This is a genomic window from Achromobacter xylosoxidans, from assembly GCF_001457475.1.
GTDB lineage: Bacteria > Pseudomonadota > Gammaproteobacteria > Burkholderiales > Burkholderiaceae_B > Achromobacter > Achromobacter xylosoxidans.
The window spans coordinates 5,364,426-5,387,785 of sequence record NZ_LN831029.1; the positions used below are offsets into that span (position 1 = coordinate 5,364,426).

Genomic DNA, 23,360 nt, shown 5'->3' on the forward strand with positions numbered 1-23,360 from the left:
TAGCCTCACCGGTACTCGGTCCAGAAATTCTGCGTCATGCTGTCGGCCACCACCCGATAGGTGATTCCTGGGGGAATGACAGCGGTGAGCGCCAGCGAGACGCCGTTCATTGTGGTGATGGAGCGCGTCCCCGCGATGCCGCCCACCATCACATACATGTTGCCGCCGGAGCTACTGTTGGAAGAGCCAACGATGTAAACCGAGATCGGCCGACCGGTACTGTTGGTGTATGTCACACCGAATGCCCGGGACGCGCCCATGTCTTGAAGCGTCTGCCCAACGCCGAAGACCTGCGCGCGTAAAGTCTGAAACGCCGCATTGAGCGCCGCATGGTCGCTGACCAGCTGTGCGATATCGACGCTGCCGCCATTGGCGACCGCGGCGAAAGCATGAATGGTCCAAACGCCCGTGACGTTTAACGGACGCGTTTCAGCAGCGGTGCGAACGGAGCGGGAAGCGTTGAAGTCCAATCGCCCGCCCACATTTGTCGTGTTGAATTGCGGCGCGCCATCACTTATACCGGCCGAAGCCAGCAATGCCCCTTCCCCGCCGCCGATAGCACCATATGTGGTGCGGACGCTTCCAGTAATGTTCTGAAGCGCATCGCCCTGAATCAAGCCATTTTCGCGGGCGGATAGCGCACCGTCGCCCCGAAGAAAGACCGCGGCGAGCGATCCCGACGCCATGCCGTTCAAATCAGGCACGCGGATGGTGCTGCTGCCATCCCCCAATGTGTAGCTCCCCCGCTTGAGCGGATCCGCCAACCAGTCCGCCTCGGACACCACCGGCACCTTGCCTTCCGTCACCATAGCCGCAAGATCGGGAAACGTGGCGCGGGTAACGATCTGCCCATCAGCGGGAATCTGGCCCGCCGGAATGGAAGCGCGCAGCGGCCACCACGCGACCGAACCGACCGGCGGTCCGCTGGGGACAGGCGGAAGCTGGCCGACCGGCACCTTGCCCTGCGCATCCAGCGTGGCAACGCCACCGGGTCGGCCTTTTTCTTCCGGCGGCACGGCGGCCAGCTGAAGCGCCGGCACGCGACCGTCAGCGTCCAGGGTTGCTACGCCGCCGGGACGCCCCTTGTCGGCCGCAGGGATCAACGGCGGTAATTGATTGGCGACGATCCGGCCATCCTCGGCCAGCGTGGCAACACCTTTGGGCTGCGCCTTCTCCGCCGCCGGAACCAGATCGGGGAGTTGAGCGAAGGGCACCTTGCCGTCCGCGGCCAACGCCGCGACACCACCCGGCTGGCCCTTTTCCGCCAGCGGCACGGACGCCACCGGTACCGGCAGGTGATCGACCGGCACACGCCCATCCTCATCCAACGGCGCGACGCCGCCGGGCGCCGATTTCTGCGATAGCGGGATGGCCGGCGGCGGCAGGTGCGCGGCCGGCACCTTGCCCGCCGCGTCCAGCGGCGTCACGCCGCCGGCCGCGCCTTTTTCGGCGGAGGCAATCGCGGCATCCGCCTTGCGTTGCGCGGCGGCGGTGGCCACTTCGACGGCTTCGACGCCCGCGCGGGTCTTGGCGAAGTTCTCGTTCACCAGCCCCATGGCGTCGCGCAGCGTGTCGCCGGTCTGGTCGTTCGGCGCCTGGCCGACATTGATAGGTTTCAGGAGTTGCATGAAGGGGACCTTGATGACGAATCGCAGCAGCGGCGCTGCGCAAAAAAAAGGCCCGCCGGCGGATGCGGGCGGGCCTGGGCGGAATGCCGGGTTCACGGAAGGAAGTGATCGTCTTGCGGGCTGCCTCATTCGGCGGGCCCATGCAAAAGGCCCGCCTGGTATCCCGGGCGGGCCTTCAATGCCGGTGGACGCAATTTGCCCACGACGCGGTCATGTTACGGGTATCCGCGGGAGCGGACAAGGCAACTGCGACACGGGCGCCTGGCCCCGCCGCGGCGGGCGCGGGCCCGGCATGGCGGAAGGCTAGTCGCCCGCCAGATCGAACAGGCTGGTCGCGTCCAGTTCCAGCACGGCTTCGTCGTGCTGGTTGATCACCGTCCAGGCCCAGGTGATGATGCCCAGGTCCGGGCGCGACGAGGAGGTGCGCGCGCCTTGCACCCGGGCTTCCAGGCGCAACTGATCGCCGGGCCGCACCGGCGTGCGCCAGCGCACCTCGCCCAGGCCGGGCGAGCCGAACGATTCGGAATCGTGCAGCGCCGAGTCCACCGCCATGCGCATGGCCAGGGCGCAGGTGTGCCAGCCGCTGGCGATGAGGCCGCCCCAGCGGCCCTCGGCGGCACGCTTGAGATCGGTGTGGAACCACTGCGGGTCGTACTTGCGGGCGAACTCGAGGATTTCGGCTTCCGTGATGGTGACCGGGCCGGCCTTGATCAGCATGCCGTCCTTGAAATCAGCGAACTTCATTGGTGGACTTCCCCTCGCGTAGGTGACCGATCGACGGCGTCCTTCGCGGCGGCCGCCGGTTCAATAGGTCTCGAAGTGCAGCCGCCCCTCGCGGCGCAACACATCGTGCAGGATAGTCCAATCCTGCCCCGCTTGCACCGTCACCTCGCGCAGGGCGTCCAGCACGCCGACTTCCATGCCTTTCAGGCCGCAGACGTAGATGCAGGTGTTGCGATCGGCCAGCAGGCCCCGCACGTCGGCGGCGCGTTCGCGGATCAGGTCCTGCACATAGCGCCTGGGCCGGTCCGCTTCGCGCGACAACGCCAGATTGATGTCGATGAAGTCGCGCGGCAGTTTCATCAACGGCCCGAAGTACGGCAGCTCGCGTTCGGTGCGCGCGCCGAAGAACAGCATCAGCCGACCGTTCTCGCCGGTCTCGATGCGGCGGCGGTAGCGCTCGGTCATGGCGCGCATCGGCGCCGAGCCGGTGCCGGTGCAGATCATGATGAGGTTGGCGCGCGGGTGGTTCGGCATCAGGAAGGTGTGGCCGAACGGCCCGATGACCTGCACGGTGTCGTTCCTGGCCAGGTCGCACAGGTAATTGGAGCAGACGCCATTGACCGACTGGCCCTGGTGGTCTTCGGTGACGCGCTTCACTGTCAGCGACAGGTTGTTGTAGCCGGCGCGCTCGCCATCGCGCGGGCTGGCCAACGAATACTGGCGCGCGTGGTGCGGCCGGCCCTGGGCATCGGTGCCGGGCGGCAGGATGCCGATGGACTGGCCTTCCAGCACCGGGAACGGCAGCTCGCCGAAGTCCAGCACGATGTGGTGGATGTCGCTGTCGGTGTCGGCGCCGGTGACGCGGTAGTTGCCGACCACGGTGGCGGTCACCGGCGTCTTGTGGGTGTAGAGGTTGACGTAGGGATGCGCGGCGGACCACGGCGGCACGCTGGCGCCGGGCGTCACGGACGGCATGGCCGCCACAGCGGCGGACGACACCGGCTCGACGACCGCGTTCGCCGCCTCATCCACGATCGCCGCGGCTTCCGGCAGGGGCTGCTCGCGCGGCAGTTCGTCCCAGCCCAGCTGGTCCTGCACCGAATAGGCGTCGCTGCGCAGCACCAATCGCCAATTGTCGATCGAGCCGGTGGGGCACGGCGGCACGCAGGCCATGCAGCCGTTGCAGATGTCCGGGTCGACCACGTAGTTGTTGCTGTCGTGCGTGATCGCGTCGATCGGACAGGTTTCTTCGCAGGTGTTGCAGCGAATGCAGATCTCGGGATCGATCAGGTGCTGCTTCAGGACTTCCATGGGCAGGGCGGCGTTCATCGCGGTCATCCGAATGCGCGGCGCGGCGGCGCATGGCGCCGCCGCGGGGCCTTAGTTGAAACGAACGTACTCGAAGTTCACGGGCTGGCGGTTGATGCCCATGACCGGCGGCGCGATCCAGTTGGCGAACTTGCCGGGCTCGGTCACGCGGCCCATCAGCGAGGCGACGAACTCACGGTCCTCCGGCGTGGGCAGCCATTGGTGGCGGTGCGCCTGCCATTGCGCCTCGGACAGGATCTCGCCCTCGGGCGACATGCGGATGCCGGCCAGCGTGCCGATCTGGCGGTTGAAGGCCTTGTGCGGCACCTGCAGGCGGAAGGCGATGCCGCTCTTTTCGATGACCTTGTTCCAGCGGCCGATGCCGGCCACAGAGTCGCGGATGAAGTCGTCGCGCAGCACCTCGTTCAACGCGTTCAGCATCGGCACCTCGACCTCGCGCAGCCTGCCGTTGTCGACCGACAGCACGCGGTAGGTGTCGTTCTTGAGCTGGTGGTCGTCGTTGCGCTTGCTCTCTTCGTAGCGGCCTTTCAGGCCCGAGCCGTAGAAGATGGCGGCGTTGGACGATTGGTCGGCGCCGAACAGATCGATGGTGACGCTGTAGTGGAAGTTCAGGTAGCGCTGGATCGTCGGCAGATCGATGACGCCGGCGGCACGCACGGCGGCGGGGTCGTCGGTCTTCAACTGGTTCATCACTTCGCAGGTGCGCTGGATCACGCGCGAGATGCCGGATTCGCCCACGAACATGTGGTGCGCCTCTTCGGTCAGCATGAACTTGGTGGTGCGGGCCAGCGGGTCGAAGCTGGATTCGGCCAGCGCGCACAACTGGAACTTGCCGTCGCGATCGGTGAAGTAGGTGAACATGTAGAACGCCAGCCAGTCCGGCGTCTTCTCGTTGAAGGCGCCGAGGATGCGCGGGTTGTCGGAATCGCCGGAGGTGCGCTGCAGCAGCGCGTCGGCCTCCTCGCGGCCGTCGCGGCCGAAGTAGCGGTGCAGCAGGTAGACCATGGCCCACAGGTGGCGGCCTTCCTCGACGTTGATCTGGAACAGGTTGCGCAGGTCGTACTGCGACGGCGCGGTCAGGCCCAGGTGGCGCTGCTGCTCGATCGACGCCGGCTCGGTGTCGCCCTGCGTGACGATGATGCGGCGCAGGTTGGCGCGGTGTTCGCCCGGCACGTCCTGCCACACGTCGCGGCCCATGTTCTCGCCGAAGTGGATCTTGCGCTGGCCGTCCTGCGGCGCCAGGAAGATGCCCCAGCGGTAGTCGGGCATGCGCACGTGATTGAAGTGGGCCCAGCCGTCGGGCTCGACGCTGACGGCGGTGCGCAGGTAGACGTCGAAGCCATGCGAGCCGTCCGGACCCATGTCCTGCCACCATTGCAGGTAATTGGGCTGCCAGTGTTCCAGCGCGCGCTGCAACGTGCGGTCGCCGGACAGGTTGACGTTATTGGGGATCTTGTCGCTGTAGTTGATGCCTGACATTGTCTCTGCTCCTGGATGGACGGCCGCGTCGGGGCGGCGTCGGGTCTTGGGGCGCCGGCCGCGCTGCGCGGGCCGGCGCCGTGTATGGGGACTTGCTGCGTGGGCCGCGCTAGACGCGGTTCCAGTCGAATGTCGCCTGCTCGCCCTTGCCGTAGAGCTTGAGCGCGCCCTTCTCGCCCGCCGCGTTGGGTCGGTTGAAGATCCAGTTCTGCCAGGCGGTCAGGCGGCCGAAGATGCGCGTTTCCATGGTTTCGCGGCCGCCGAAGCGCAGGTTGGCTTCCAGGCCGGTGAGCGCGTCCGGCGACAGCGCGCGGCGCTCTTCCAGCATCATGCGCACCTCGTCGTCCCAGTCGATGCTGTCGGGCGCGTAGGTCACCAGCCCCAGCGCCAGCGCCTCGCGCGCGGCCAGCGGCTGGCCGGCGCGGGCCCGCACCGCTTCAAGCGGCGCGGTTTCCTCGTGGAAGCGGCGTTGCAGGCGGCTCTGGCCGTTGACCATCGGGTAGGCGCCGAAGTTGGCCTCGCCCACGATCAGTTGGGCCGCGTCGTGCTCCTCGCCTTCGCTGTCCAGCATGTAGCTGCGGTCGGCGGCCAGCGCCAGTTCCAGCAGCGTGCCGGCAAAGCACGAACCCGGCTCGACCAGCGCGAACAGGCTGCGCGAGGTCACGTCCAGGCGCGCCAGCGTGCGGCGCAGCAGGCCGGCGGTCTCGCGCACGAACCAGTGGCCGGCATGGCGTTGCAGCGAAGCGTCCGCGGCCAGCACGGCCTGCGCGTCGCCCTCGGTCTTGAAGATCCAGGTGCCGATGTCCAGCTCGTTGGTGCGCAGCGACAGGATGGCGTCGTCCAGTTCGCGCGCCATCTGCAACGGCCACCAGGCCGCGCCGGCGGCCAGAATGTCGGCCAGCTCCGATTGCACCGGCCCCTGCGGCGCGCGCACGGTCCAGGTGGCCTGGCGCTTCTCGCGGTCCAGGCGCACGTCGACGTAGCGGTAGGACAAGGCATCGGCGCTTTCCTCGCGCGCCAGCGGGGTGAGCGTCACGCCGGCCTCGCCGGCCGGACGGTGGCTGCCCTCGGCCAGCGCCCGCGCGCGCTCGCGCACCGCGGCCTCGAACTGCGCCGGCTTGACCACGTCATCGACCAGGCGCCAGTCCTTGGCGCGCTGGCCGCGCACGCCTTCGACCAGGGTGCAGAAGATGTCGGCGTGATCGTGGCGCACGCGGCGCTTGTCGGTGACGCGGGTCAGGCCCCCGGTACCGGGCAGCACGCCCAGCAGCGGCACTTCGGGCAACGCGACCGAGGACGAGCGATCGTCGATCAGCAGGATCTCGTCGCAGGCCAGCGCCAGCTCGTAGCCGCCGCCGGCGCAGGCGCCGTTGAGCGCGGCGATGAACTTCAGCCCGCTGTTGCGGCTGGAGTCCTCGATGCCGTTGCGGGTTTCGTTGGTGAACTTGCAGAAGTTCACCTTCCAGGCGTGCGAGGACAGGCCCAGCATGAAGATGTTGGCGCCCGAACAGAAGATGCGGTCCTTCATGCTGGTGACGACCACGCTGCGCACCTCGGGATGCTCGAAGCGGATGCGTTGCAGCGCGTCGTGCAGCTCGATGTCCACGCCCAGGTCGTAGGAATTGAGCTTGAGCTTGTAGCCGGGGCGCAGGCCGCCGTCCTCGGCCACGTCCATCGCCAGCGTGGCGACCGGGCCATCGAACGACAGGCGCCAATGACGATACTGGGTGGGATCGGTCCGAAAATCGACCTTGCTGGCGGTGCTGCTCATCGCTTGTCTCCTGATGCCCTGATCTGACAGGAAAAATACTGCACGACATGAATTATTATGCAGGTTAGTGCAGGTGAAAATCAGCGTCAAGCAAAAGATGCACAAAAGTGCAGGTCACCAAGGGACCCATCAAAGCGTCCTTCAATGAAGCCCGCCCTCCGAACGGACAGGCCGAGGCCCCGCCAAAGAAAAGGCCGCCTCAACGGGCGGCCCTGGCGGTCGGCGAAAGACGTGGACGCTACAGCGGCAGACCGCAAGCCTTGCGCACCTGGGTACGCAGACCGGCGAAGCTCTCCTGCACCTCCAGGTGGCTGGTGACCCAGGTCAGGTCGGCCTTGGCATAGAAAGCCTCGCGCCCGGCCAGGATGCGCTTCAGGTCGGCCATGGCTTCGTTGTTGCCGGACATCGGCCGGAAATCGCCCTGCGCCATCACCCGGCCCATGTGCTCCTCGGGCGTGGCCCGCAGCCAGACCGTGTAGCAGTGCGCCAGCAGCAGGTTGAGCGTGGCGGGCTCCGACACCAAACCGCCGGGTGTGGCCAGCACCATTTCCGGATAGATCTGCACCGCCTCTTCCAGCGCGCGGCGCTCGTAGCGGCGGTAGGCGTTGGGCCCGTACAGGTTGTGGATCTCCAGGATGCTGCAACCGGCCACCCGCTCGATCTCGCGGTTCAGCTCGACGAACGGGTAGCCCAGGTCATCGGCCAGCATCTGGCCCAGCGTGGACTTGCCCGCGCCGCGCAGGCCGATCAGCGCGATGCGCTGGGTACGGTTGGGGCGCTGCGCGCCGGCCCCGACGCCGAACAGCTGGGTCAGCGCCTCGCGCGCGCGCTGCAGGTCGGACTCGGTGCGGCCGCTGAGCAGTTCGCGGATCAGCAGCCAGTCGGGCGACTCGGTGGTGACGTCGCCGACCAGCTCGGCCAGCGCGCAATTGAAGGCCTTGGCGATCTGCAGCAGCACCAGGATCGAGGCATTGCCCACGCCGTGCTCGAGATTGGCCAGGTGCCGTTCGGACACGCCGGTCACCTGCGACAGGCCCTTGCGCGTCATGCCGCGGATAGCGCGCAGGCGGCGCACCCGTTCGCCCAATGCCACCAGGAAAGCTTCCCGCCTGGGTTCGGTTGGCGCCGCGTCTTCTAGCGCTTGGTTCATGGTGTAGCTGACTCCGCAAAAACCCTGATAACACCTGATTTATGCACTATAGTGCTTGACCCACATCAACGGAAGCACTATTTTTCCTTCAACAGCTTCAACAGCGTGTCAGGTGCGACAAAACAGCACTGGATTGCATCCGCCGCTGAAGCGCCGACAGTGTATAGGAGGAGACCGGGTGAGCACGCCAGAACGATTCCACGCGCTGATGCGCCAGGTGACGGGCCTGATGGCCGGCCAGGCGCTGGACAGCGCCTTGCAGCAGCGCCTGAACCAGGAGGCCGGCCCCGACAGCGCGCTGTACGCCGACATCTTCGCCACCAGTAGGCAGGGAGTGGCCGACGGCTGGATGTGCAACCGCGAAGGCGGCGGCATCCGCTACGGCCGCGTCATCAAGCCGGCCGAGGACCTGGGCGGCTGTTCGGTCGACGTGGTCGACATGGACGATCTGGCCGGCCCGCACCACGCGCATCCCAACGGCGAAGTCGACATGATCATGCCGCTGACCGACGCGGCGCGCTTCGACGGCCACGGCGCCGGCTGGCTGGTCTATGGCCCCGGCAGCGCCCACCGCCCCACCGTGACGCAGGGCCGCGCGCTGGTGCTGTACCTGCTGCCCGGCGGCGCCATCGAGTTCACCCGCGCATGAATCCGCGCCTCGCCCTTCCCCATCGCCCCGGTCGCCCCCCGCGCGGCCGGCCGGCCGCCGGCGCGGGCTGAGCCACACCCTGCCGCCGGTCACGACAAGCCGCCAGACGCTTGCGGACCGCCGGACAGCCCCCGCCCGCCAGGACACCAGGAGACAACCGTGAATGCCTGCCCCGCCGAACTGAACTTCGCCAGCCATCTGGCCGCCTTGAACGCGCCGCGCGCCGCCAAGCTGGCCTACATCGACGACACCCGCCAGCTCACCTACGGCGAACTGGCCGAGCGCGTGGCGCGCATGGCGGGCGCATTGCGCCAGTTGGGGCTGCGGCGCGAGGAACGCATCCTGCTGCTGATGCAGGACACGGCCGACTGGCCGGTGGTGTTCCTGGGCGCGCTGCACGCCGGCGTGGTGCCCGTGGCCGTGAACACCCTGCTGACGCCGGACGATTACGCCTACATTCTCAACCACAGCCGCGTGCGCGCCGCCTTCGTCTCCGAGAGCCTGCTGTCGACCTTGCAGGCCGCGCTGGCGCAAGCGCCCGGCGAGGTCGAACACCTGGTGGTGTCACGCCCCGCGGCGGCGCTGCCCGCCGGCGCGCACGAACTCGACGCATTGCTGGCCGCCGCCCCGCTGGCGCCGGCCGCGCGCACGCTGTCCGATGAGATCGCCTTCTGGCTGTATTCGTCGGGCTCCACCGGCAAGCCCAAGGGCGTGGTCCACACCCATGGCAACCTGTGGCACACCGCCGAGCTGTACGCCAAGCCGGTGCTGGGCATCCGCGAGGACGATATTGCATTCTCCGCCGCCAAGCTGTTCTTCGCCTACGGGCTGGGCAACGGCCTGACCTTTCCGCTGTCGGTGGGCGCCACCGTCGTGCTGATGGCCGAGCGGCCGACGCCGCAGGCCGTGTTCCAGCGCCTGGTGCGGCACCGCCCGACCGTGTTCTACGGCGTGCCGACGCTGTACGCCAGCATGCTGGCCGCGCCCGACCTGCCGCCGCGCGAACAGGTGGCGATGCGCGTGTGCACCTCGGCCGGCGAGGCCCTGCCGCGCGACATCGGCGAACGCTTCCAGCGCCATTTCGGCTGTGACATCCTGGACGGCATCGGCTCGACCGAGATGCTGCACATCTTCCTGTCGAACCGCGCCGGCCAGTTGCGCTACGGCACCACCGGCAAGCCGGTGCCCGGCTACGAGGTGCAACTGCGCGACGACAACGGCGCGCCGGTGGGCGCTGGCACGATTGGCGACCTCTACATCAAGGGCCCGAGCGCCGCGCTGATGTACTGGAACAACCGCGACAAGACGCGCCAGTGCTTCCTGGGCGACTGGCTCAAGAGCGGCGACAAATACATCTGCGACGCCGACGGCTACTACACCTATGCCGGCCGCAGCGACGACATGATCAAGGTCAGCGGCCAGTACGTGTCGCCGGTGGAAGTGGAGAACGTGCTGGTGCAGCACGAGGCGGTGCTCGAAGCCGCCGTGATCGGCGTGCCGGACCACGACGGCCTGGTCAAGACCAAGGCCTACGTGGTGCTGCGCCCGGGCTACGCGCCGGACGCGAACACCGGCGCCGACCTGCAGCGCTATGTGAAGCAGCACCTGGCGCCCTTCAAGTATCCGCGCCAGATCGACTTCACCGATGAACTGCCCAAGACCGCCACCGGCAAGATCCAGCGATTCCGCCTGCGCCAGCTGGAACAGGTCACGCCATGAGCGCCGTGCCCGCTCCCGAGCCCGCTGCCCTGGCCGACGTGCGCGCGGCGGGCCGCGACCTGCGCCTGGAATACCAGTGGATCGCGGCGTCGCGCCAGGGCGCGCCATTGCTGGTGTTCCTGCACGAAGGCCTGGGCTCGGTGTCGATGTGGAAGGACTGGCCAAGGCAAGCTTGTGAAGCCGCCGGCTGCCGCGGGCTGGTCTATTCGCGTTACGGCTATGGCCGCTCCACGCCGCTGGCCACCGGCGAAAAGCGTGCGGTCGACTTCATGCACCGCGAGGCCGCCGACGCGCTGCCGGCGCTGCTCGCCGCGCTCGGTATCGATGCCAAGCGGGATCGCCCCATCCTGTTCGGCCACAGCGATGGCGGCTCCATCGCCCTGCTTTACGCCGCCATGCATCCGGACGCAGTCGCGGGCGTGGTGGTGGCCGCGCCGCACATCTTCGTCGAGGACCGCACCGTGGCGCATATCGAACAGGCGCGCCAGGCCTACCGCGACACCGACCTGCGCGCGCGGCTGGCGCGCCATCACGACGACGTCGACTCGGCCTTCCGTGGCTGGAACGACGTCTGGCTGGACCCCGCCTTCCGCAGCTGGAACATCGAGGATCACCTGCCCGCCATCGCCTGCCCGGTGCTGGCGATGCAGGGCGTGGACGATGAGTACGGCACGCTCGAACAGATACGCGGCATCCGCCGCGCCGCGCCGCAGACGCGGCTGCTGGAAATTCCCGACTGCCGCCATTCGCCGCACAAGGACCAGCCCGCCACCGTAATCCAGGCCATCGCCGGCTTCGTCGGCGCGCTGGACCAACCCGGCCGCCCCAGCGGCAGCCCATGACAAGCACGGAGACACCACCATGACCCACGCCCTGACCCGGGCCGCGCTAGGCGCGGCGCTGATGCTGGCCGCAAGCGGCGCCCTGGCCGCCGACAAGCTCAAAGTCGGTTTCATGCTGCCCTACAGCGGCACCTACGCCGCGCTCGGCAACGCCATCGAGAACGGCTTCAAGCTGTATGTGGCCGAGCAGGGCGGCAAGCTCGGCGGGCGCGAAATCGAATACTTCAAGGTGGACGACGAATCCAATCCGTCCAAGGCCGCCGAGAACGCCAACCGCCTGATCAAGCGCGACCAGGTCGACGTGCTGATCGGCACCGTGCACTCGGGCGTGGCGATGGCGCTGGCCAAGGCCGCCAAGGACGCCGACACCACCCTGATCGTGACCAACGCCGGCGCCAACGCCATCACCGGCCCGCTGTGCGGCCCCGGCATCTTCCGCACCTCGTTCACCAACTGGCAGCCGGCCTACGCCATGGGCCCGGTGGCCAAGGCGCGCGGCCACAAGACGGCGGTCACCATCACCTGGAAGTACGCGGCCGGCGACGAGGCCATCGGCGGCTTCAAGGAAGGCTTCGAGCAGGCCGGCGGCAAGGTGGTCAAGGAACTGAGCCTGCCCTTCCCCAACGTCGAATTCCAGTCGCTCCTGACCGAGATCGCCGCGCTCAAGCCCGATATGGTGTTCACTTTCTTCGCCGGCGGCGGCGCGGTGAAATTCGTGCAGGACTATCACGCCGCGGGACTGGACAAGACCATCCCGCTGTACGGCTCGGGCTTTCTCACCGACGGCACGCTGCAGGCGCAGGGCGCGTCGGCACAGGGGCTGCTGACCACGCTGCACTATGCCGACGGCCTGAACACGCCGCGCGACAACGCCTTCCGCGCCGACTACGGCAAGACCTACAACATGCAGCCTGACGTATACGCGGTGCAAGGCTACGACGCCGCGCAACTGATGCAGTCGGGGCTGGCAGCGGTCAAGGGCGACTTCGGCAAGAAGGCCGAATTCCGCGAAGCCATGCGCGGCGCCACGGTCGACAGCCCGCGCGGCGCATTCACGCTGTCCAAGGCCGGCAACCCGGTGCAGGACATCTACCTGCGCCGCGTCGACGGCCTGGAGAACAAGGTGGTCGACGTGGCCGTGCGCAAGCTGGCCGACCCGGCCCGCGGCTGCAAGCTCTAGGACCGGAGAGTCCCCATGGACCTCGGCATCCTGCTCATCCAGAGCCTGAACGCCTTCCAGTACGGCTTGTTGCTGTTCCTGGTGGCCAGCGGGCTCACGCTGATCTTCGGCATCATGGGGATCATCAACCTGGCGCACGGCAGCTTCTACATGATCGGCGCCTACATGGCGTTCGCGCTGGGGCCGGCGGTGGACCGCTGGCTCGGCGGCGGCTTCGTCGCCACCCTGGCGGTGTGCGTGCTGGCCGCGGCCGCGCTCGGCTATCTGCTGGAGGCGGCGTTCTTCAGCTACCTGTACCGCCGCAACCACCTGCAGCAGGTGCTGATGACCTACGGCCTGATCCTGGTGTTCGAGGAACTGCGCAGCATCCTGGTGGGCAACGACGTGCACGGCGTGCCGCTGCCGTCCTGGCTGCAGGGCAGCATCGCGCTGGGCGACGTGATGACCTACCCGGTGTACCGGCTGTTCATCTCGGCGGTGGGCATCGCGGTGGCGCTGCTGCTGTATTGGGTCATCGCGCGCACGCGGCTGGGCATGATGCTGCGCGCCGGCGCCAGCAACCGCGAGATGACCGGGTCGCTGGGCATCGACGTCAACAAGCTGTACCGGCTGGTGTTCGCCGCCGGCGTGGCGCTGGCGGCGCTGGCCGGCAGCATCGCCGCGCCGGTGTCGTCCGTATATCCCGGCATGGGCAACGGCGTGCTGATCATCTGTTTCGTGGTGGTGGTGATCGGCGGCATCGGCTCGATCCGCGGCGCGTTCCTGGCGGCGATGCTGGTGGGCGTGGTCGAGACCTTCGGCCAGGTGCTGTTCCCCGCCGCGGCGGGCGTGCTGGTGTACGTGCTGATGGCCGCGATTCTGCTGTGCAAGCCCGAAGGGCTGTTCAAACAGGGCTGACCATGAATGTGAATCGACTCCTGCCCGTCGCGACCCTGCTGGCGCTGGCCGCCTTCGCCTGGAGCGGCAGCGACTACTACACCGGCCTGGCCGTGAAGATCATGATCTACGCGGTGTTCGCGCTCAGCCTGCAATTGCTGGTGGGCGGCGCGGGGCTGGTCAGCCTGGGCCATGCGGCGTTCTTCGGCATCGGCGCCTATGCCGCCGCGCTGCTGTCGCCGTCCTCGGAAGCGGCCAGCCTGTGGTGGCTGCTGCCGGCGGCGCTGCTGGCCGCGGCCGCCTACGCCGCGCTGACCGGCGCGCTGGCGCTGCGCACGCGCGGCGTGTACTTCATCATGGTGACGCTGGCCTTCGCGCAGATGGCGTACTACGTGTTCCATGACACCAAGGTCGGCGGCGGCAGCGACGGCATCTACCTGTATTTCCGGCCGCGGGCCGAGATCGGCGGCTGGCTGCCGTTCGACCTGGACCAGGGCAACGCCTACTACTTCTTCGTGCTGGCCTGCCTGGCGCTGACCTGGGGCTTCCTGGCCCTGCTGCGGCGCTCGCCGTTCGGCGCGGCGCTGGCCGGCATCCGCATCAACGAACAGCGCATGCGGGCGGCCGGCTATTCCACCTATCCCTACAAACTGGCGGCCTACGTCATCGGCGCCGCGCTGGCCGGCCTGGCCGGCTTCCTGTTCGCGCTCAAGGACGGCTTCGTCACGCCCGAGCTGCTGGCCTGGGAACAGTCGGGGCTGGTGCTGCTGATGGTGATCCTGGGCGGCATGGGCAGCCTGGGCGGCGCGGTACTGGGCACGGCCACGCTGGTGCTGTTGCAGGAACTGTTCCAGTCGCAGGCGCTGTTCGGCGACTACGCGCGCCATTGGCACCTGCCGCTGGGCCTGGCCATCATCGCGCTGGTGGCGCTGCTGCCCGACGGGCTGGCCGGCCTGCCGGCGCAGTGGCGCCGGCGTCGCGCGCGCCACGCCCCGAACGCGCCTGCCGCATCGCCCGCCGCCAAACCGCTGCCCCTGCCGATCCAAGGAGAGCCTCATGCCTGATCCCCTGCTGACCGCCGACGCGGTCACCCGGCGCTTCGGCGGCCTGACCGCCGTCAACGGCGTGTCGCTGGCGTTGCGACGCGGCGAAGTGCATGCCGTCATCGGCACCAATGGCGCGGGCAAGTCGACCCTGATCAACATCCTGTCCGGCGAACTGGCGCCCAGCAGCGGCCAGGTGTCGCTGGGCGGGCGCGACATCACCGCCTGGGGCCAGCCCGAGCGCGCCCGCGCCGGCCTGGGCCGAAGCTACCAGCGCTCGACCCTGTTTCCCGAACTGAGCGTGTTCGAGAACTGCCGGCTGGCGGCGCAGGCGCGGCGCCAGCGCTTCTGGCACTGGTGGCGGCCGGCCTCGGCCTGCGCGGTCAGCGCCGACCTGGCCGCGCAGGCGCTGGAGCGCACCGGCCTGGCGGCCGACGCCGCGCGGCCGGCGGGCCTGCTGCCGCATGGCCGCAAGCGCCAGCTCGAGATCGCCATGTGCCTGGCCGGCGAACCGCAGGTGCTGCTGCTGGACGAACCGCTGGCCGGCATGGGCCCGGAGGAAACCGACCGCATCCTGGCGCTGCTGCAGACACTCAAGGCCAGCCACGCCATCCTGCTGGTGGAGCACGACATGGACGCGGTGTTCCGCATCGCCGACACCATCACCGTGATGGTCAACGGCAGCAGCATCGCCAGCGGCGATCCAGCGCGGATCCGCGCCAATGCCGAGGTGCGCACCGCCTACCTGGGCGAAGACCTGGACGGAGACTTCACATGCGCGCACTGATCGAGGCCGACGGCCTGCACGTGTACTACGGCGCCAGCCACGTGCTGCGCGGCGTCGGCCTGCGCATCGGCGCCGGCGAGTCCGTCGGACTGGTGGGCCGCAACGGCATGGGCAAGACCACGCTGATCCGCAGCCTGGTCGGCCAGGTGCGCAGCGCGCAGGGCCGCGTGGCGGTGCGCGGCGCCGACTGCACCCGCGCCCGGCCGCACGCCATCGCGCAGATGGGCGTGGCCTACGTGCCCGAGGGCCGCGGCATCTTCCCCAACCTGAGCGTGCGCGAGAACCTGCTGGTGGCGGCGCGCGCCGGCGAACAGGGACGGCGCGACTGGACCTATGCGCGGGTGCTGGAGACCTTCCCGCGCCTGACGGAACGGCTGGGCCATGGCGGCCAGCAGCTGTCGGGCGGCGAACAGCAGATGCTGGCGATCGGCCGGGCATTGATGACCAACCCCGACCTGCTGATCCTGGATGAAGCCACCGAGGGCCTGGCGCCGCTGATCGTGGCCGAGATCTGGAGGATCATCCGGCAGATCCGCGCCACCGGCATGTCGACGCTGATCGTCGACCGCAACTACCGCGCCGTGCTGGCGCACACCGACCGCTGCCTGGTGATGGAAAAGGGATTGATCGTGCGGGACGGCGACAGCGCGGCGCTGGCCGCCGCGCCGGAACAACTGACGCGCTACCTGGGCGTCTGATCGCCCCGCGCCTGCTCCTTGCAGTGCGGGGCAAAAGCGTCAGATCAGCGCTTCGATCAGGAACGGGCCGCGGCGCTTCAGGCCGTCCTGCAAGGCGCGGGCAAAGCCTTCCACGGTATCGACGCTGACCGCCTCCACGCCCATGCCGCGCGCCAGGTGAGTCCAGTCCAGGTACGGCTCTTCCAGGTCGAGCATGCGGCGCGCGTTGCGGCCCGGCTCCTGCACGCCCACGTTCTTCATCTCGCCGTGCAGCGTGGCGTAGGAACGGTTGGCCAGGATCACCGTCAGGCAGTCCAGGTTTTCGCGCGCCTGCGTCCACAGCGCCTGCAAGGTGTACATGCCGCTGCCATCGGCCTGCAGGGTGATGACCTTGCGGTCCGGGCAGGCCACCGCCGCGCCGGCCGCCAGCGGCAGGCCGATGCCGATGGCGCCGCCGGTCAGCATCAGCCAGTCGTGCGGCGCGCTGCTGGCGCTGTAGATCGGGAATTCACGGCCCTGGGTGATGGACTCGTCGCAGACGATGGCGTTGTCGGGCAGGTGGTGCGCCACCAGGATGTTGACGGCGGCGCCGGTCAGCTTGCCGCTGGCCGGCACCTCGTAGGCCGGCGCGGGCGCCGCCAGGCGCGGCGCGTCGGCGGCGATGCCCAGTTCATCGGCCAGCCATTCCAGCGCGTGCGCCAGGTCCTGCTCGACGGTGGCCAGCACGATCTTCTCGCAGTCCTCGGGCGCCAGCAGGCTGGGCTTGCCGGGATAGGCGAAAAAGCCCACCGGCGCCTTGGCGCCGACCAGCACCAGGTGGCGCACGTCCTTGAGCTTGGCCACGGCCAGGTCGATCGGATAGGGCAGCCGGTCCACCGGCGTGCGGTCGCCGCCGCGCTCGATGCGGCGGTTGGAGGTTTCGGACAGCAGCCGCACGCCGGTGGCGCGCGCGATGCGGCCGGCGGCGTCGAGCGCGCGCTGGCGCAGCGCGGTGCTGCCCAGCATCAGCGTGGTGACTTCGCCGGAACGGATCGCCTTGGCGGCGGCGCGCACGGCCTCGATGGTGGTGTGCGGCACGGCTTCATCGACCACCTTGACCACCTGGGAGTCGGCAGGCAGCTCGGTCCAGGCGGAGTTGGCCGGCAGGATCAGGGTGGCGATGTTGCCCGGATGGCGGCGCGCCACGGCGATGGCCTCGGCGGCGTCGGCCGACATCGATTCGGCCGACATGCCGCGCTTGACCCAATGCGACATGGGGCGCGCCACGCCTTCGACGTCGCTGGTCAGCGGCGCGTCGTATTGCACGTGATAGGTGGCGTGGTCGCCGACGATGTTGACCATCGGCGTGCGCGCGCGCTTGGCGTTGTGCAGGTTGGCCAGGCCGTTGCCCAGGCCCGGGCCCAGGTGCAGCAGCGTGGCGGCCGGCTTGTCGGCCATGCGCGCATAGCCGTCGGCCGCGCCCGTCACCACGCCTTCGAACAGGCCCAGCACGCAGCGCATCTTCGGTTTGCGATCCAGCGCCGCGACGAAGTGCATCTCGGACGTGCCCGGGTTGGCGAAGCAGACGTCCACATCATTGGCCAGAAGGGTATCGCAAAGACTATCAGCGCCGTTCATCGTGTTTCCCTGGTTGTTTTGTATCGGGCGGGCGCAAGCGGCTGCGCGCCCTTCCCCGGCAATCATAGGGAGGGTAACGCAAACCGGCTAGAGCCATTTGCGGCGCCCGGCATGGAACCATTTCAGGGGTTCCGGCAGCCGGAATTTCCAGGGCGCCCGCGGCGCCGGCAAGCGCCGAAAACAGAACGGCCCGCTTGCGCGGGCCGTTCCGGGCTCATGCCGTCACGTTCAGCGGATCGGCCACGGATACATCGCGCCGCCCTTGCTCCACAACGCGTTGGTGCCGCGTTGCAGGCCCAGCTTGCTGTCCTTGCCGACGTTGCGCTCGAACACTTCGCTGTAGTTGCCCACGGCCTTGATGGCGTTGTAGGCCCACTTCTCGTCCAGGCCCATGTTCTTGCCGGCGCCCGGCGTCACGCCCAGGATGCGCGAGATGTTGGGGTTGTTGCTCTTGAGCATCTCGTCCACGTTCTTCTGCGTGATGCCGTATTCCTCGGCTTCCAGCAGAGCGAACAGCGTCCAGCGGACGATGCCCAGCCAGTTCTCGTCGCCCTGGCGCACCATGGGGCCGAGCGGCTCCTTGGAGAAGCGCTCCGGCAGAATCTCGTAGTCGTCCGGCTTGGCGACCTGCGTGGCGCGCACCGCGGCCAGTTGCGAGGCGTCGTCGGTGAAGGCGTCGCAACGGCCCGATTCGAAGGCGCGCACGACTTCGGTGACCTTGTCGATCACGACCGGCTTGAATTCGATATTGTTGGCGCGGAACCAGTCGGCCAGGTTCAGTTCGGTGGTGGTGCCCGGCTGCACGCAGACGGTGGCGCCGTTCAGTTCCTTGGCGCTTTTCACGCCCAGCTTCTTGTTCACCAGGATGCCCTGGCCGTCATAGAAGCTGGCCGCCACGGCCGACAGGCCCAGCGAGGTGTCGCGCGTCTGCGTCAGGGTGACGGTGCGCAGCAGCACGTCGACTTCGCCCGATTGCAGCGCGGTGAAGCGTTGCTGGGTCGACAGCGCGGTGCCCTTGAACTTGGTCGGGTCGCCGAACACGGCGGCGGCGACGGCGCGGCAGATGTCCACGTCCATGCCTTCCCATTCGCCCTTGCTGTTGGTGGCCGAGAAGCCCGAAACGCCGTCGGTCAGGCCGCACTGCACGTAACCCTTCTTCTTGACCGCATCCAGCGTGGGGCCGGCCACCGCCGCCTGGGATGCGCACGCCAGGGCAAGCGCGCCGGCAGCAAACGAAATCAACCGCTTCATTATTGCTTCTCCTGAATTAGATGCCCGCGCCGGCCTGTAGGCCCGCGGCGGCTGAAACCAAGCCCATGCTTTGCGGGCCGGCCGCCAGATTACGCCATGTCCACGGCGTGAACAACGCACACCGGCCTAGTGGAAACCCGAGTAGCAAATGGATGCGGACGAGCGCAGGAAGTCCGGTGATCGAACTTTATTGGCAGCTGCGCGCCCCGGTTGGCGCGGCCCTGCGTGCCATACTTTTTTCGCGCCCTGTCCGCTGGACGGCGCGATCACCAACCCACAGAAAAACCGGCCGCGCCACAACAAAAACCGCGGGACGCGCGCCGGCATTCGGCCGATTCATGGAGGAGACAAATCCATGGCACTCGCAAGGAAACCGCAGCTCCGCAGCCCCGCGGCAAGGTATCGCCGCCACGCCCTCAAGACCCTGTTGTGCACCGCCCTGGCCGCCCTCGGCCTGGCCGCCGGCCCCGCCCAGGCGGATGACTGGCCCAGCAAACCCATCAAGATCATCGTGCCCTACACGCCGGGCGGCTCCACCGACATCGTCACCCGCATCGTGATGGAAAAGCTCGGCCCGCGCCTGAAACAGACCATCATTGTCGAAAACCGCCCGGGCGCCAACAGCAGCGTGGGCTCGGCGATCGCGGCCAAGGCCGACCCGGACGGCTACACCTTCCTGTCGATCCTGCCGGCCTACATCATCAACTTCCACCTCTACAAGCTGGGCTACAAGCCCGAGGACCTGACGCCGGTGGCGCAGATGGCCGACCTGCCGCTGTTCCTGTTCGTCTCGCAGGACCTGCCCGTCAACAGCGTGGCCGAGCTGGTGGAATACGCCCGCAAGCATCCCGACAAGCTCACCTATGCCTCCAGCGGCAACGGTTCCAGCGCGCACCTGACCGGCGCCGACTTCGCGCTGCGCAACAAGATCACCATGACGCACGTGGCCTACAAGGGCAGCGCGCCGATCCTGACCGACCTGCTGGGCGGCCGGGTGTCGATGGTGTTCGACCCGATCCTGGTGCCGATGCAGTACGTCAAGCAGAACCGCCTGAAGGCGCTGGGCTTCACCGGCAAGCAGCGCTGGCCCACCGAGCCGTCGATTCCGACCATGGAAGAGGCCGGCATGCCGGGCTTCGTCACCGGCTCCTGGGCCGGCCTGATGGCGCCGGCCAACACGCCCAGGCCGATCATCGAACGCATGGCGCGCGAGATCAGCGAAATCGTGCAGGAACCGGACGTGCGCCAGAAATTCCTGGATGCCGGCTTCCTGCCGGCCAGCGGCACCTCCGCGCAGTTCGCCGAACTGATGAGGCAGGACTCGGCGCGCTACGCCGGGATCATCCAGCAGGCCCGCATCACGGTGGATTGAGCAACACGGGGCGCGCCGCGCGCGCCCCATCGGAAGCAACAACCATGATCGACAAGTTCATCGACACTCCCGCGGCCGCCGTGGCCGACATCCACGACGGCGCCACCGTGCTGGTCAGCGGCTTCGGCGGCGCCGGCATGCCCACCGAACTGCTGCACGCCCTGATCGAGCAGGGCGCGCGCGAACTCACCGTGGTCAGCAACAACGCAGGCAACCACGAGACCGGCCTGGCGGCCCTGATAAAGGCCGGCCGGGTGCGCAAGGTGATCTGCTCGTTTCCCAAGGCCTCGCATTCGTGGGTCTTCGACGACCTGTACCGGCGCGGCGGCATCGAGCTGGAATGCGTGCCGCAGGGTACCATCGCCGAACGGCTGCGTGCCGCCGGCGCCGGCCTGGGCGGCTTCTTCACCCCCACGGCCTACGGCACCGAACTGGCCGCCGGCAAGGAAACCCGCATCATCGATGGCCGCGGCCATGTATTCGAGACGCCGCTGCACGGCGACTTCGCCCTGGTCAAGGCCGATCTGGCCGACCGCTGGGGCAACCTGACCTACCGCAAGAGCGCCCGCAACTTCGGCCCCATCATGTGCATGGCCGCGAAGACCACCATCGTGCAGGTGCGCGCCAAGGTGGCGTTGGGCGAGCTGTCGCCCGAGGCCGTGGTGACGCCGGGCATCTTCGTCAAGCGCGTCACCCAGGTGGCCCACTCCGCGTTCTCCAGCTGAAGGATCCCCATGCCCACTCCCCTTACCCGCGAAGCCATGGCGCGACGCCTGGCCCAGGACATTCCCGACGGCAGCTACGTCAACCTGGGCATCGGCATGCCGGTGCTGGTGGCCGCCCATTTGCCCGCCGGCCGCGAAATCGTGCTGCACAGTGAAAACGGCATTCTCGGCATGGGCCCGCCGCCGGCCGAGGACGACATCGACCTGGACCTGATCAACGCCGGCAAGCAGCCGGTGACGCTGCTCGAAGGCGGCGCCTATTTCCACCACGCCGATTCCTTCGCCATGATGCGCGGCGGCCACCTGGACATCTGCGTCATGGGCGGCATGCAGGTCGCGGCCAACGGCGACCTGGCCAACTGGTCCCTCAACAAGCCGGGCGAAGCGCCGGCCGTGGGCGGAGCCATGGACCTGGCGGTGGGCGCGCGCAGCGTCTACATCCTGATGGAACACAACAGCAAGGACGGCTCGCCCAAGATCGTCGAGCGCTGCACCTATCCGCTGACCGGCGCCGGCGTGGTCGACCGCATCTACACCGACCTGGCCGTGATCGACGTCACGCCCGACGGCCTGCGGGTCCGGGATATGATCGACGGCATGACATTGACAGCGCTGCAGGCGCGCACCGGCGCGCCGCTGCGCGCAGGCTGATGCTGCCCAACCTTCCCCCGCCCGGCTACGCCGCGCCCCTCGCCCCCGAGGACCACCCCGACCAGCTGCGCGGTGATCCCGACTACATGCTGACGCTGGCGCGCGGCCTGCACGTGATCCGTGCCTTCGGCACGCGCCGCCATCCGCAGACGGCGGCCGAGCTGGCGCGCCGCGCCGGCCTGCCGCGCGCGGTGGTGCAGCGCTGCCTGCACACCCTGATCCTGCTGGGCATCGCCGAACAGCATGGCCGCCAGTACATCCTGACCCCGCGCATCCTGGGGCTGGGCTACGCCTACTTCTCGTCGACGCCGTTCGTCTCGCTGGCGCAACCGGTGCTGGAGGAACTGAGCGCCACGGTCAACGAGACCTGCGCGCTGGCCATCATGGAAGGGCACGAGATGCTGTACCTGGCGCGCTCGGAAGTGAACCGGCTGCTGGCCACCTCGATGGGGCTGGGCAGCCGGCTGCCGGCCTACTGCACGTCGATCGGCCGCGTGCTGCTGGCGCAGCTGTCCGAGCCGGCGCTGGCGCGCTACTTCGCCGCCATCGAACTGCAGCCCTACACCGAGTTCACCATCACCACCGAGGCGCGCCTGCGGGCCGAGCTGGCGCGCATCCGCGAGCAGGACTACGCGGTGGTCGACCAGGAACTGGAATTGAATGTGCGCGCCATCTCGGTGCCGGTGCGCTCGGCCAGCGGCAAGGCCTGCGGCGCGGTCAACGTCAGCGTCAAGGCGGCGCGGGTGCCGCTGGAGCGGCTGACGGGGGAGTTCCTGGCGCCGATGCGCCAGGCGGTGGCCAGGATCGGGGAATTCCTGGCGGCCTGAGCCGCCGCCCGCCGTCCTAGAGGTCGGTCGTATCCAGCGTGAACGCTGCGGCGGCGCGGCCGATGCGGTCGTTGACCGCGTGCCAGGCCTCGCTGTCCGGCGGCGCCTGCACGATGATGCGCGCGAAGCCCTGGCCATCCAGGTCGCGCAGCAAGGCATACAGCGCCTGGGCATAGCGCGCCGGATCGGCCGGCACCTGCTGCCACTGGATGCGCGTGTCGCAGGCCGCGGGCGGCGGTGCGTAGGCCACCACCACGACCTTGCCCGGCGGCAGGCCGCGGCCCTGCAGCGCGGCTTGCAGGCGCGCGTCGGACGCCAGTTCCAGCGCGGTGCGCGGCGCATAGTGCGCCTTCAGCGTGCCCGAGGCGCGCGGCGCGGCGGCGTCGGGCGCGAACACCTGCACGCCCAGCACGGCCTCGATCTGCGCCGCGCTGATGTGGCCCGGGCGCAGCAGCACCGGGCCGGCGCCGCGATCCAGGCGCGACAGGTCCAGGATGGTGGATTCGATGCCGACCTCGGAGGCGCCGCCTTCCAGCACCGGCATGCCGGCCGCGACCTCGTCGGGAAATTCACCGCGCACGTGGTCGGCGCGGGTCGGCGAAACCTGGCCGAACTTGTTGGCCGACGGCGCGGCCACGCCGCCCTGCCCGTTCGGCTTGCCGGCCGCGAACGCCGCCAGCAGCGCCTGCGCCACCGGATGCGAGGGGCAGCGGATGCCGATGCTGTCCTGGCCGCCGCTGACCGTGTCGGCGATATGCGGCGCGCGCTTGAGGATCAGCGTCAGCGGACCGGGCCAGAAGGCGTCGATCAACAGGCGCGCCTCGGGCGGCACCTCGGCCGCCCAGTACGACAGGTCGCCCTGCGGCGCGATGTGCACGATCACCGGGTGGTTCGACGGCCGGCCCTTGGCGGCGTAGATGCTGCCCACCGCCCGCGGGTTCTCGGCGTCCGCGCCCAGGCCGTAGACGGTTTCGGTCGGGAACGCGACCAGCTCGCCGGCCAGCAGGCGCCGGGCGGCGTCGGCGATGTCCGCGGCGCTGGCGGAGACGGACGGAGCGGACATG

21 protein-coding genes are annotated in these 23,360 nt (G+C 68.8%); 12 read left to right on the forward strand and 9 right to left on the reverse strand.

The window, feature by feature from the left end; translation table 11 throughout:
• Window positions 1–5: 5 nt before the first annotated feature.
• From AT699_RS24120 to AT699_RS24145, 6 genes are all read right to left on the reverse strand, one after another.
• Window positions 6–1,628: a phage tail protein gene (locus tag AT699_RS24120; protein ID WP_006385531.1), complete on the reverse strand. Its 1,623-nt coding sequence runs from the start codon at window positions 1,626–1,628 to the stop codon at window positions 6–8.
• Window positions 1,629–1,931: 303 nt separating this feature from the next.
• On the reverse strand, window positions 1,932–2,372 hold the full coding sequence (locus AT699_RS24125) for a MaoC family dehydratase (protein ID WP_024070121.1): 441 nt from the start codon (window positions 2,370–2,372) through the stop codon (window positions 1,932–1,934).
• A 60-nt stretch (window positions 2,373–2,432) separates the two neighbouring features.
• On the reverse strand, window positions 2,433–3,680 hold the full coding sequence (boxA, locus tag AT699_RS24130; protein ID WP_024070122.1) for a benzoyl-CoA 2,3-epoxidase subunit BoxA: 1,248 nt from the start codon (window positions 3,678–3,680) through the stop codon (window positions 2,433–2,435).
• A gap of 51 nt (window positions 3,681–3,731) precedes the next feature.
• A complete protein-coding gene (gene boxB, locus AT699_RS24135; RefSeq protein ID WP_006385534.1) occupies window positions 3,732–5,159 on the reverse strand; it encodes a benzoyl-CoA 2,3-epoxidase subunit BoxB in 1,428 nt (475 codons plus the stop codon).
• 109 nt (window positions 5,160–5,268) lie between these two features.
• Window positions 5,269–6,930, reverse strand: a complete 1,662-nt coding sequence (gene boxC, locus AT699_RS24140) for a 2,3-epoxybenzoyl-CoA dihydrolase (RefSeq protein WP_024070123.1) — start codon at window positions 6,928–6,930, stop codon at window positions 5,269–5,271.
• Window positions 6,931–7,168: 238 nt separating this feature from the next.
• On the reverse strand, window positions 7,169–8,080 hold the full coding sequence (locus AT699_RS24145) for a helix-turn-helix transcriptional regulator (RefSeq protein WP_006385536.1): 912 nt from the start codon (window positions 8,078–8,080) through the stop codon (window positions 7,169–7,171).
• 178 nt (window positions 8,081–8,258) lie between these two features.
• Between AT699_RS24145 and AT699_RS24150 the strand changes: the two genes are divergently transcribed.
• The 8 genes from AT699_RS24150 (at window position 8,259) to AT699_RS24185 (ending at window position 15,874) form a co-directional block, all read left to right on the forward strand.
• On the forward strand, window positions 8,259–8,729 hold the full coding sequence (locus tag AT699_RS24150; RefSeq protein WP_024070124.1) for a DUF4863 family protein: 471 nt from the start codon (window positions 8,259–8,261) through the stop codon (window positions 8,727–8,729).
• Between the two features lie 159 nt (window positions 8,730–8,888).
• On the forward strand, window positions 8,889–10,448 hold the full coding sequence (locus AT699_RS24155) for a benzoate-CoA ligase family protein (RefSeq protein ID WP_024070125.1): 1,560 nt from the start codon (window positions 8,889–8,891) through the stop codon (window positions 10,446–10,448).
• On the forward strand, window positions 10,445–11,290 hold the full coding sequence (locus tag AT699_RS24160; protein WP_006385539.1) for an alpha/beta fold hydrolase: 846 nt from the start codon (window positions 10,445–10,447) through the stop codon (window positions 11,288–11,290). The genes AT699_RS24155 and AT699_RS24160 overlap by 4 nt, the downstream gene beginning before the upstream one ends.
• 19 nt (window positions 11,291–11,309) lie before the next feature.
• The gene (locus AT699_RS24165; RefSeq protein WP_006385540.1) at window positions 11,310–12,470 is read left to right on the forward strand and encodes an ABC transporter substrate-binding protein; all 1,161 of its coding nucleotides are present in this window, start codon (window positions 11,310–11,312) and stop codon (window positions 12,468–12,470) included.
• Between the two features lie 15 nt (window positions 12,471–12,485).
• The gene (locus AT699_RS24170) at window positions 12,486–13,367 is read left to right on the forward strand and encodes a branched-chain amino acid ABC transporter permease (protein WP_006385541.1); all 882 of its coding nucleotides are present in this window, start codon (window positions 12,486–12,488) and stop codon (window positions 13,365–13,367) included.
• 2 nt (window positions 13,368–13,369) lie between these two features.
• On the forward strand, window positions 13,370–14,410 hold the full coding sequence (locus tag AT699_RS24175) for a branched-chain amino acid ABC transporter permease (RefSeq protein WP_024070126.1): 1,041 nt from the start codon (window positions 13,370–13,372) through the stop codon (window positions 14,408–14,410).
• Complete coding sequence (locus AT699_RS24180; RefSeq protein ID WP_024070127.1) at window positions 14,403–15,176, forward strand: ABC transporter ATP-binding protein; 774 nt, start codon at window positions 14,403–14,405, stop codon at window positions 15,174–15,176. Before AT699_RS24175 ends, AT699_RS24180 begins: the two co-directional genes overlap by 8 nt.
• Entirely contained in the window at window positions 15,164–15,874 is a 711-nt protein-coding gene (locus AT699_RS24185) for an ABC transporter ATP-binding protein (protein WP_024070128.1), read from the forward strand. Before AT699_RS24180 ends, AT699_RS24185 begins: the two co-directional genes overlap by 13 nt.
• Window positions 15,875–15,913: 39 nt before the next feature.
• Here AT699_RS24185 and AT699_RS24190 read toward each other — a convergent pair whose 3' ends face one another.
• Window positions 15,914–17,470 (reverse strand): acetolactate synthase large subunit, encoded by a 1,557-nt coding sequence (locus AT699_RS24190; protein ID WP_006385545.1) that lies wholly within the window; start codon window positions 17,468–17,470, stop codon window positions 15,914–15,916.
• 228 nt (window positions 17,471–17,698) lie between these two features.
• The gene (locus AT699_RS24195) at window positions 17,699–18,721 is read right to left on the reverse strand and encodes an amino acid ABC transporter substrate-binding protein (protein WP_006385546.1); all 1,023 of its coding nucleotides are present in this window, start codon (window positions 18,719–18,721) and stop codon (window positions 17,699–17,701) included.
• Window positions 18,722–19,076: 355 nt separating this feature from the next.
• Between AT699_RS24195 and AT699_RS24200 the strand changes: the two genes are divergently transcribed.
• From AT699_RS24200 to AT699_RS24215, 4 genes are read left to right on the forward strand one after another with little or no spacing between them, the layout of a single operon-like run.
• Complete coding sequence (locus AT699_RS24200) at window positions 19,077–20,093, forward strand: Bug family tripartite tricarboxylate transporter substrate binding protein (protein WP_024070129.1); 1,017 nt, start codon at window positions 19,077–19,079, stop codon at window positions 20,091–20,093.
• Window positions 20,094–20,137: 44 nt separating this feature from the next.
• Window positions 20,138–20,818 carry a 3-oxoacid CoA-transferase subunit A gene (locus AT699_RS24205; RefSeq protein ID WP_006385548.1) on the forward strand — a complete coding sequence of 227 codons (681 nt, stop codon included), beginning with the start codon at window positions 20,138–20,140 and terminating at the stop codon, window positions 20,816–20,818.
• Between the two features lie 9 nt (window positions 20,819–20,827).
• Window positions 20,828–21,469, forward strand: coding sequence for a 3-oxoacid CoA-transferase subunit B (locus AT699_RS24210; RefSeq protein WP_006385549.1), 642 nt, complete (start codon window positions 20,828–20,830; stop codon window positions 21,467–21,469).
• Complete coding sequence (locus tag AT699_RS24215) at window positions 21,469–22,296, forward strand: IclR family transcriptional regulator domain-containing protein (RefSeq protein WP_006385550.1); 828 nt, start codon at window positions 21,469–21,471, stop codon at window positions 22,294–22,296. The genes AT699_RS24210 and AT699_RS24215 overlap by 1 nt, the downstream gene beginning before the upstream one ends.
• Before the next feature lie 16 nt (window positions 22,297–22,312).
• On the opposite strand, the gene AT699_RS24220 is transcribed toward AT699_RS24215, so the two are convergent.
• Window positions 22,313–23,359, reverse strand: a complete 1,047-nt coding sequence (locus tag AT699_RS24220) for an L-threonylcarbamoyladenylate synthase (RefSeq protein ID WP_024070130.1) — start codon at window positions 23,357–23,359, stop codon at window positions 22,313–22,315.
• Between the last annotated feature and the right edge of the window lies 1 nt (window position 23,360).

Bases quoted from the DNA above. Each gene is read 5' to 3' on its own strand.
- AT699_RS24200 (WP_024070129.1), top strand. From the start codon at position 19,077: ATGGCACTCGCAAGGAAACCGCAGCTCCGCAGCCCCGCGGCAAGGTAT.
- AT699_RS24125 (WP_024070121.1), bottom strand. From the start codon at position 2,372: ATGAAGTTCGCTGATTTCAAGGACGGCATGCTGATCAAGGCCGGCCCG.
- AT699_RS24145 (WP_006385536.1), bottom strand. From the start codon at position 8,080: ATGAACCAAGCGCTAGAAGACGCGGCGCCAACCGAACCCAGGCGGGAA.
- boxB (WP_006385534.1), bottom strand. From the start codon at position 5,159: ATGTCAGGCATCAACTACAGCGACAAGATCCCCAATAACGTCAACCTG.
- AT699_RS24195 (WP_006385546.1), bottom strand. From the start codon at position 18,721: ATGAAGCGGTTGATTTCGTTTGCTGCCGGCGCGCTTGCCCTGGCGTGC.
- AT699_RS24120 (WP_006385531.1), bottom strand. From the start codon at position 1,628: ATGCAACTCCTGAAACCTATCAATGTCGGCCAGGCGCCGAACGACCAG.
- AT699_RS24180 (WP_024070127.1), top strand. From the start codon at position 14,403: ATGCCTGATCCCCTGCTGACCGCCGACGCGGTCACCCGGCGCTTCGGC.
- AT699_RS24190 (WP_006385545.1), bottom strand. From the start codon at position 17,470: ATGAACGGCGCTGATAGTCTTTGCGATACCCTTCTGGCCAATGATGTG.
- AT699_RS24220 (WP_024070130.1), bottom strand. From the start codon at position 23,359: ATGTCCGCTCCGTCCGTCTCCGCCAGCGCCGCGGACATCGCCGACGCC.
- AT699_RS24205 (WP_006385548.1), top strand. From the start codon at position 20,138: ATGATCGACAAGTTCATCGACACTCCCGCGGCCGCCGTGGCCGACATC.
- boxC (WP_024070123.1), bottom strand. From the start codon at position 6,930: ATGAGCAGCACCGCCAGCAAGGTCGATTTTCGGACCGATCCCACCCAG.
- boxA (WP_024070122.1), bottom strand. From the start codon at position 3,680: ATGAACGCCGCCCTGCCCATGGAAGTCCTGAAGCAGCACCTGATCGAT.
- AT699_RS24175 (WP_024070126.1), top strand. From the start codon at position 13,370: ATGAATGTGAATCGACTCCTGCCCGTCGCGACCCTGCTGGCGCTGGCC.
- AT699_RS24185 (WP_024070128.1), top strand. From the start codon at position 15,164: ATGCGCGCACTGATCGAGGCCGACGGCCTGCACGTGTACTACGGCGCC.
- AT699_RS24215 (WP_006385550.1), top strand. From the start codon at position 21,469: ATGCTGCCCAACCTTCCCCCGCCCGGCTACGCCGCGCCCCTCGCCCCC.
- AT699_RS24165 (WP_006385540.1), top strand. From the start codon at position 11,310: ATGACCCACGCCCTGACCCGGGCCGCGCTAGGCGCGGCGCTGATGCTG.
- AT699_RS24160 (WP_006385539.1), top strand. From the start codon at position 10,445: ATGAGCGCCGTGCCCGCTCCCGAGCCCGCTGCCCTGGCCGACGTGCGC.
- AT699_RS24210 (WP_006385549.1), top strand. From the start codon at position 20,828: ATGCCCACTCCCCTTACCCGCGAAGCCATGGCGCGACGCCTGGCCCAG.
- AT699_RS24170 (WP_006385541.1), top strand. From the start codon at position 12,486: ATGGACCTCGGCATCCTGCTCATCCAGAGCCTGAACGCCTTCCAGTAC.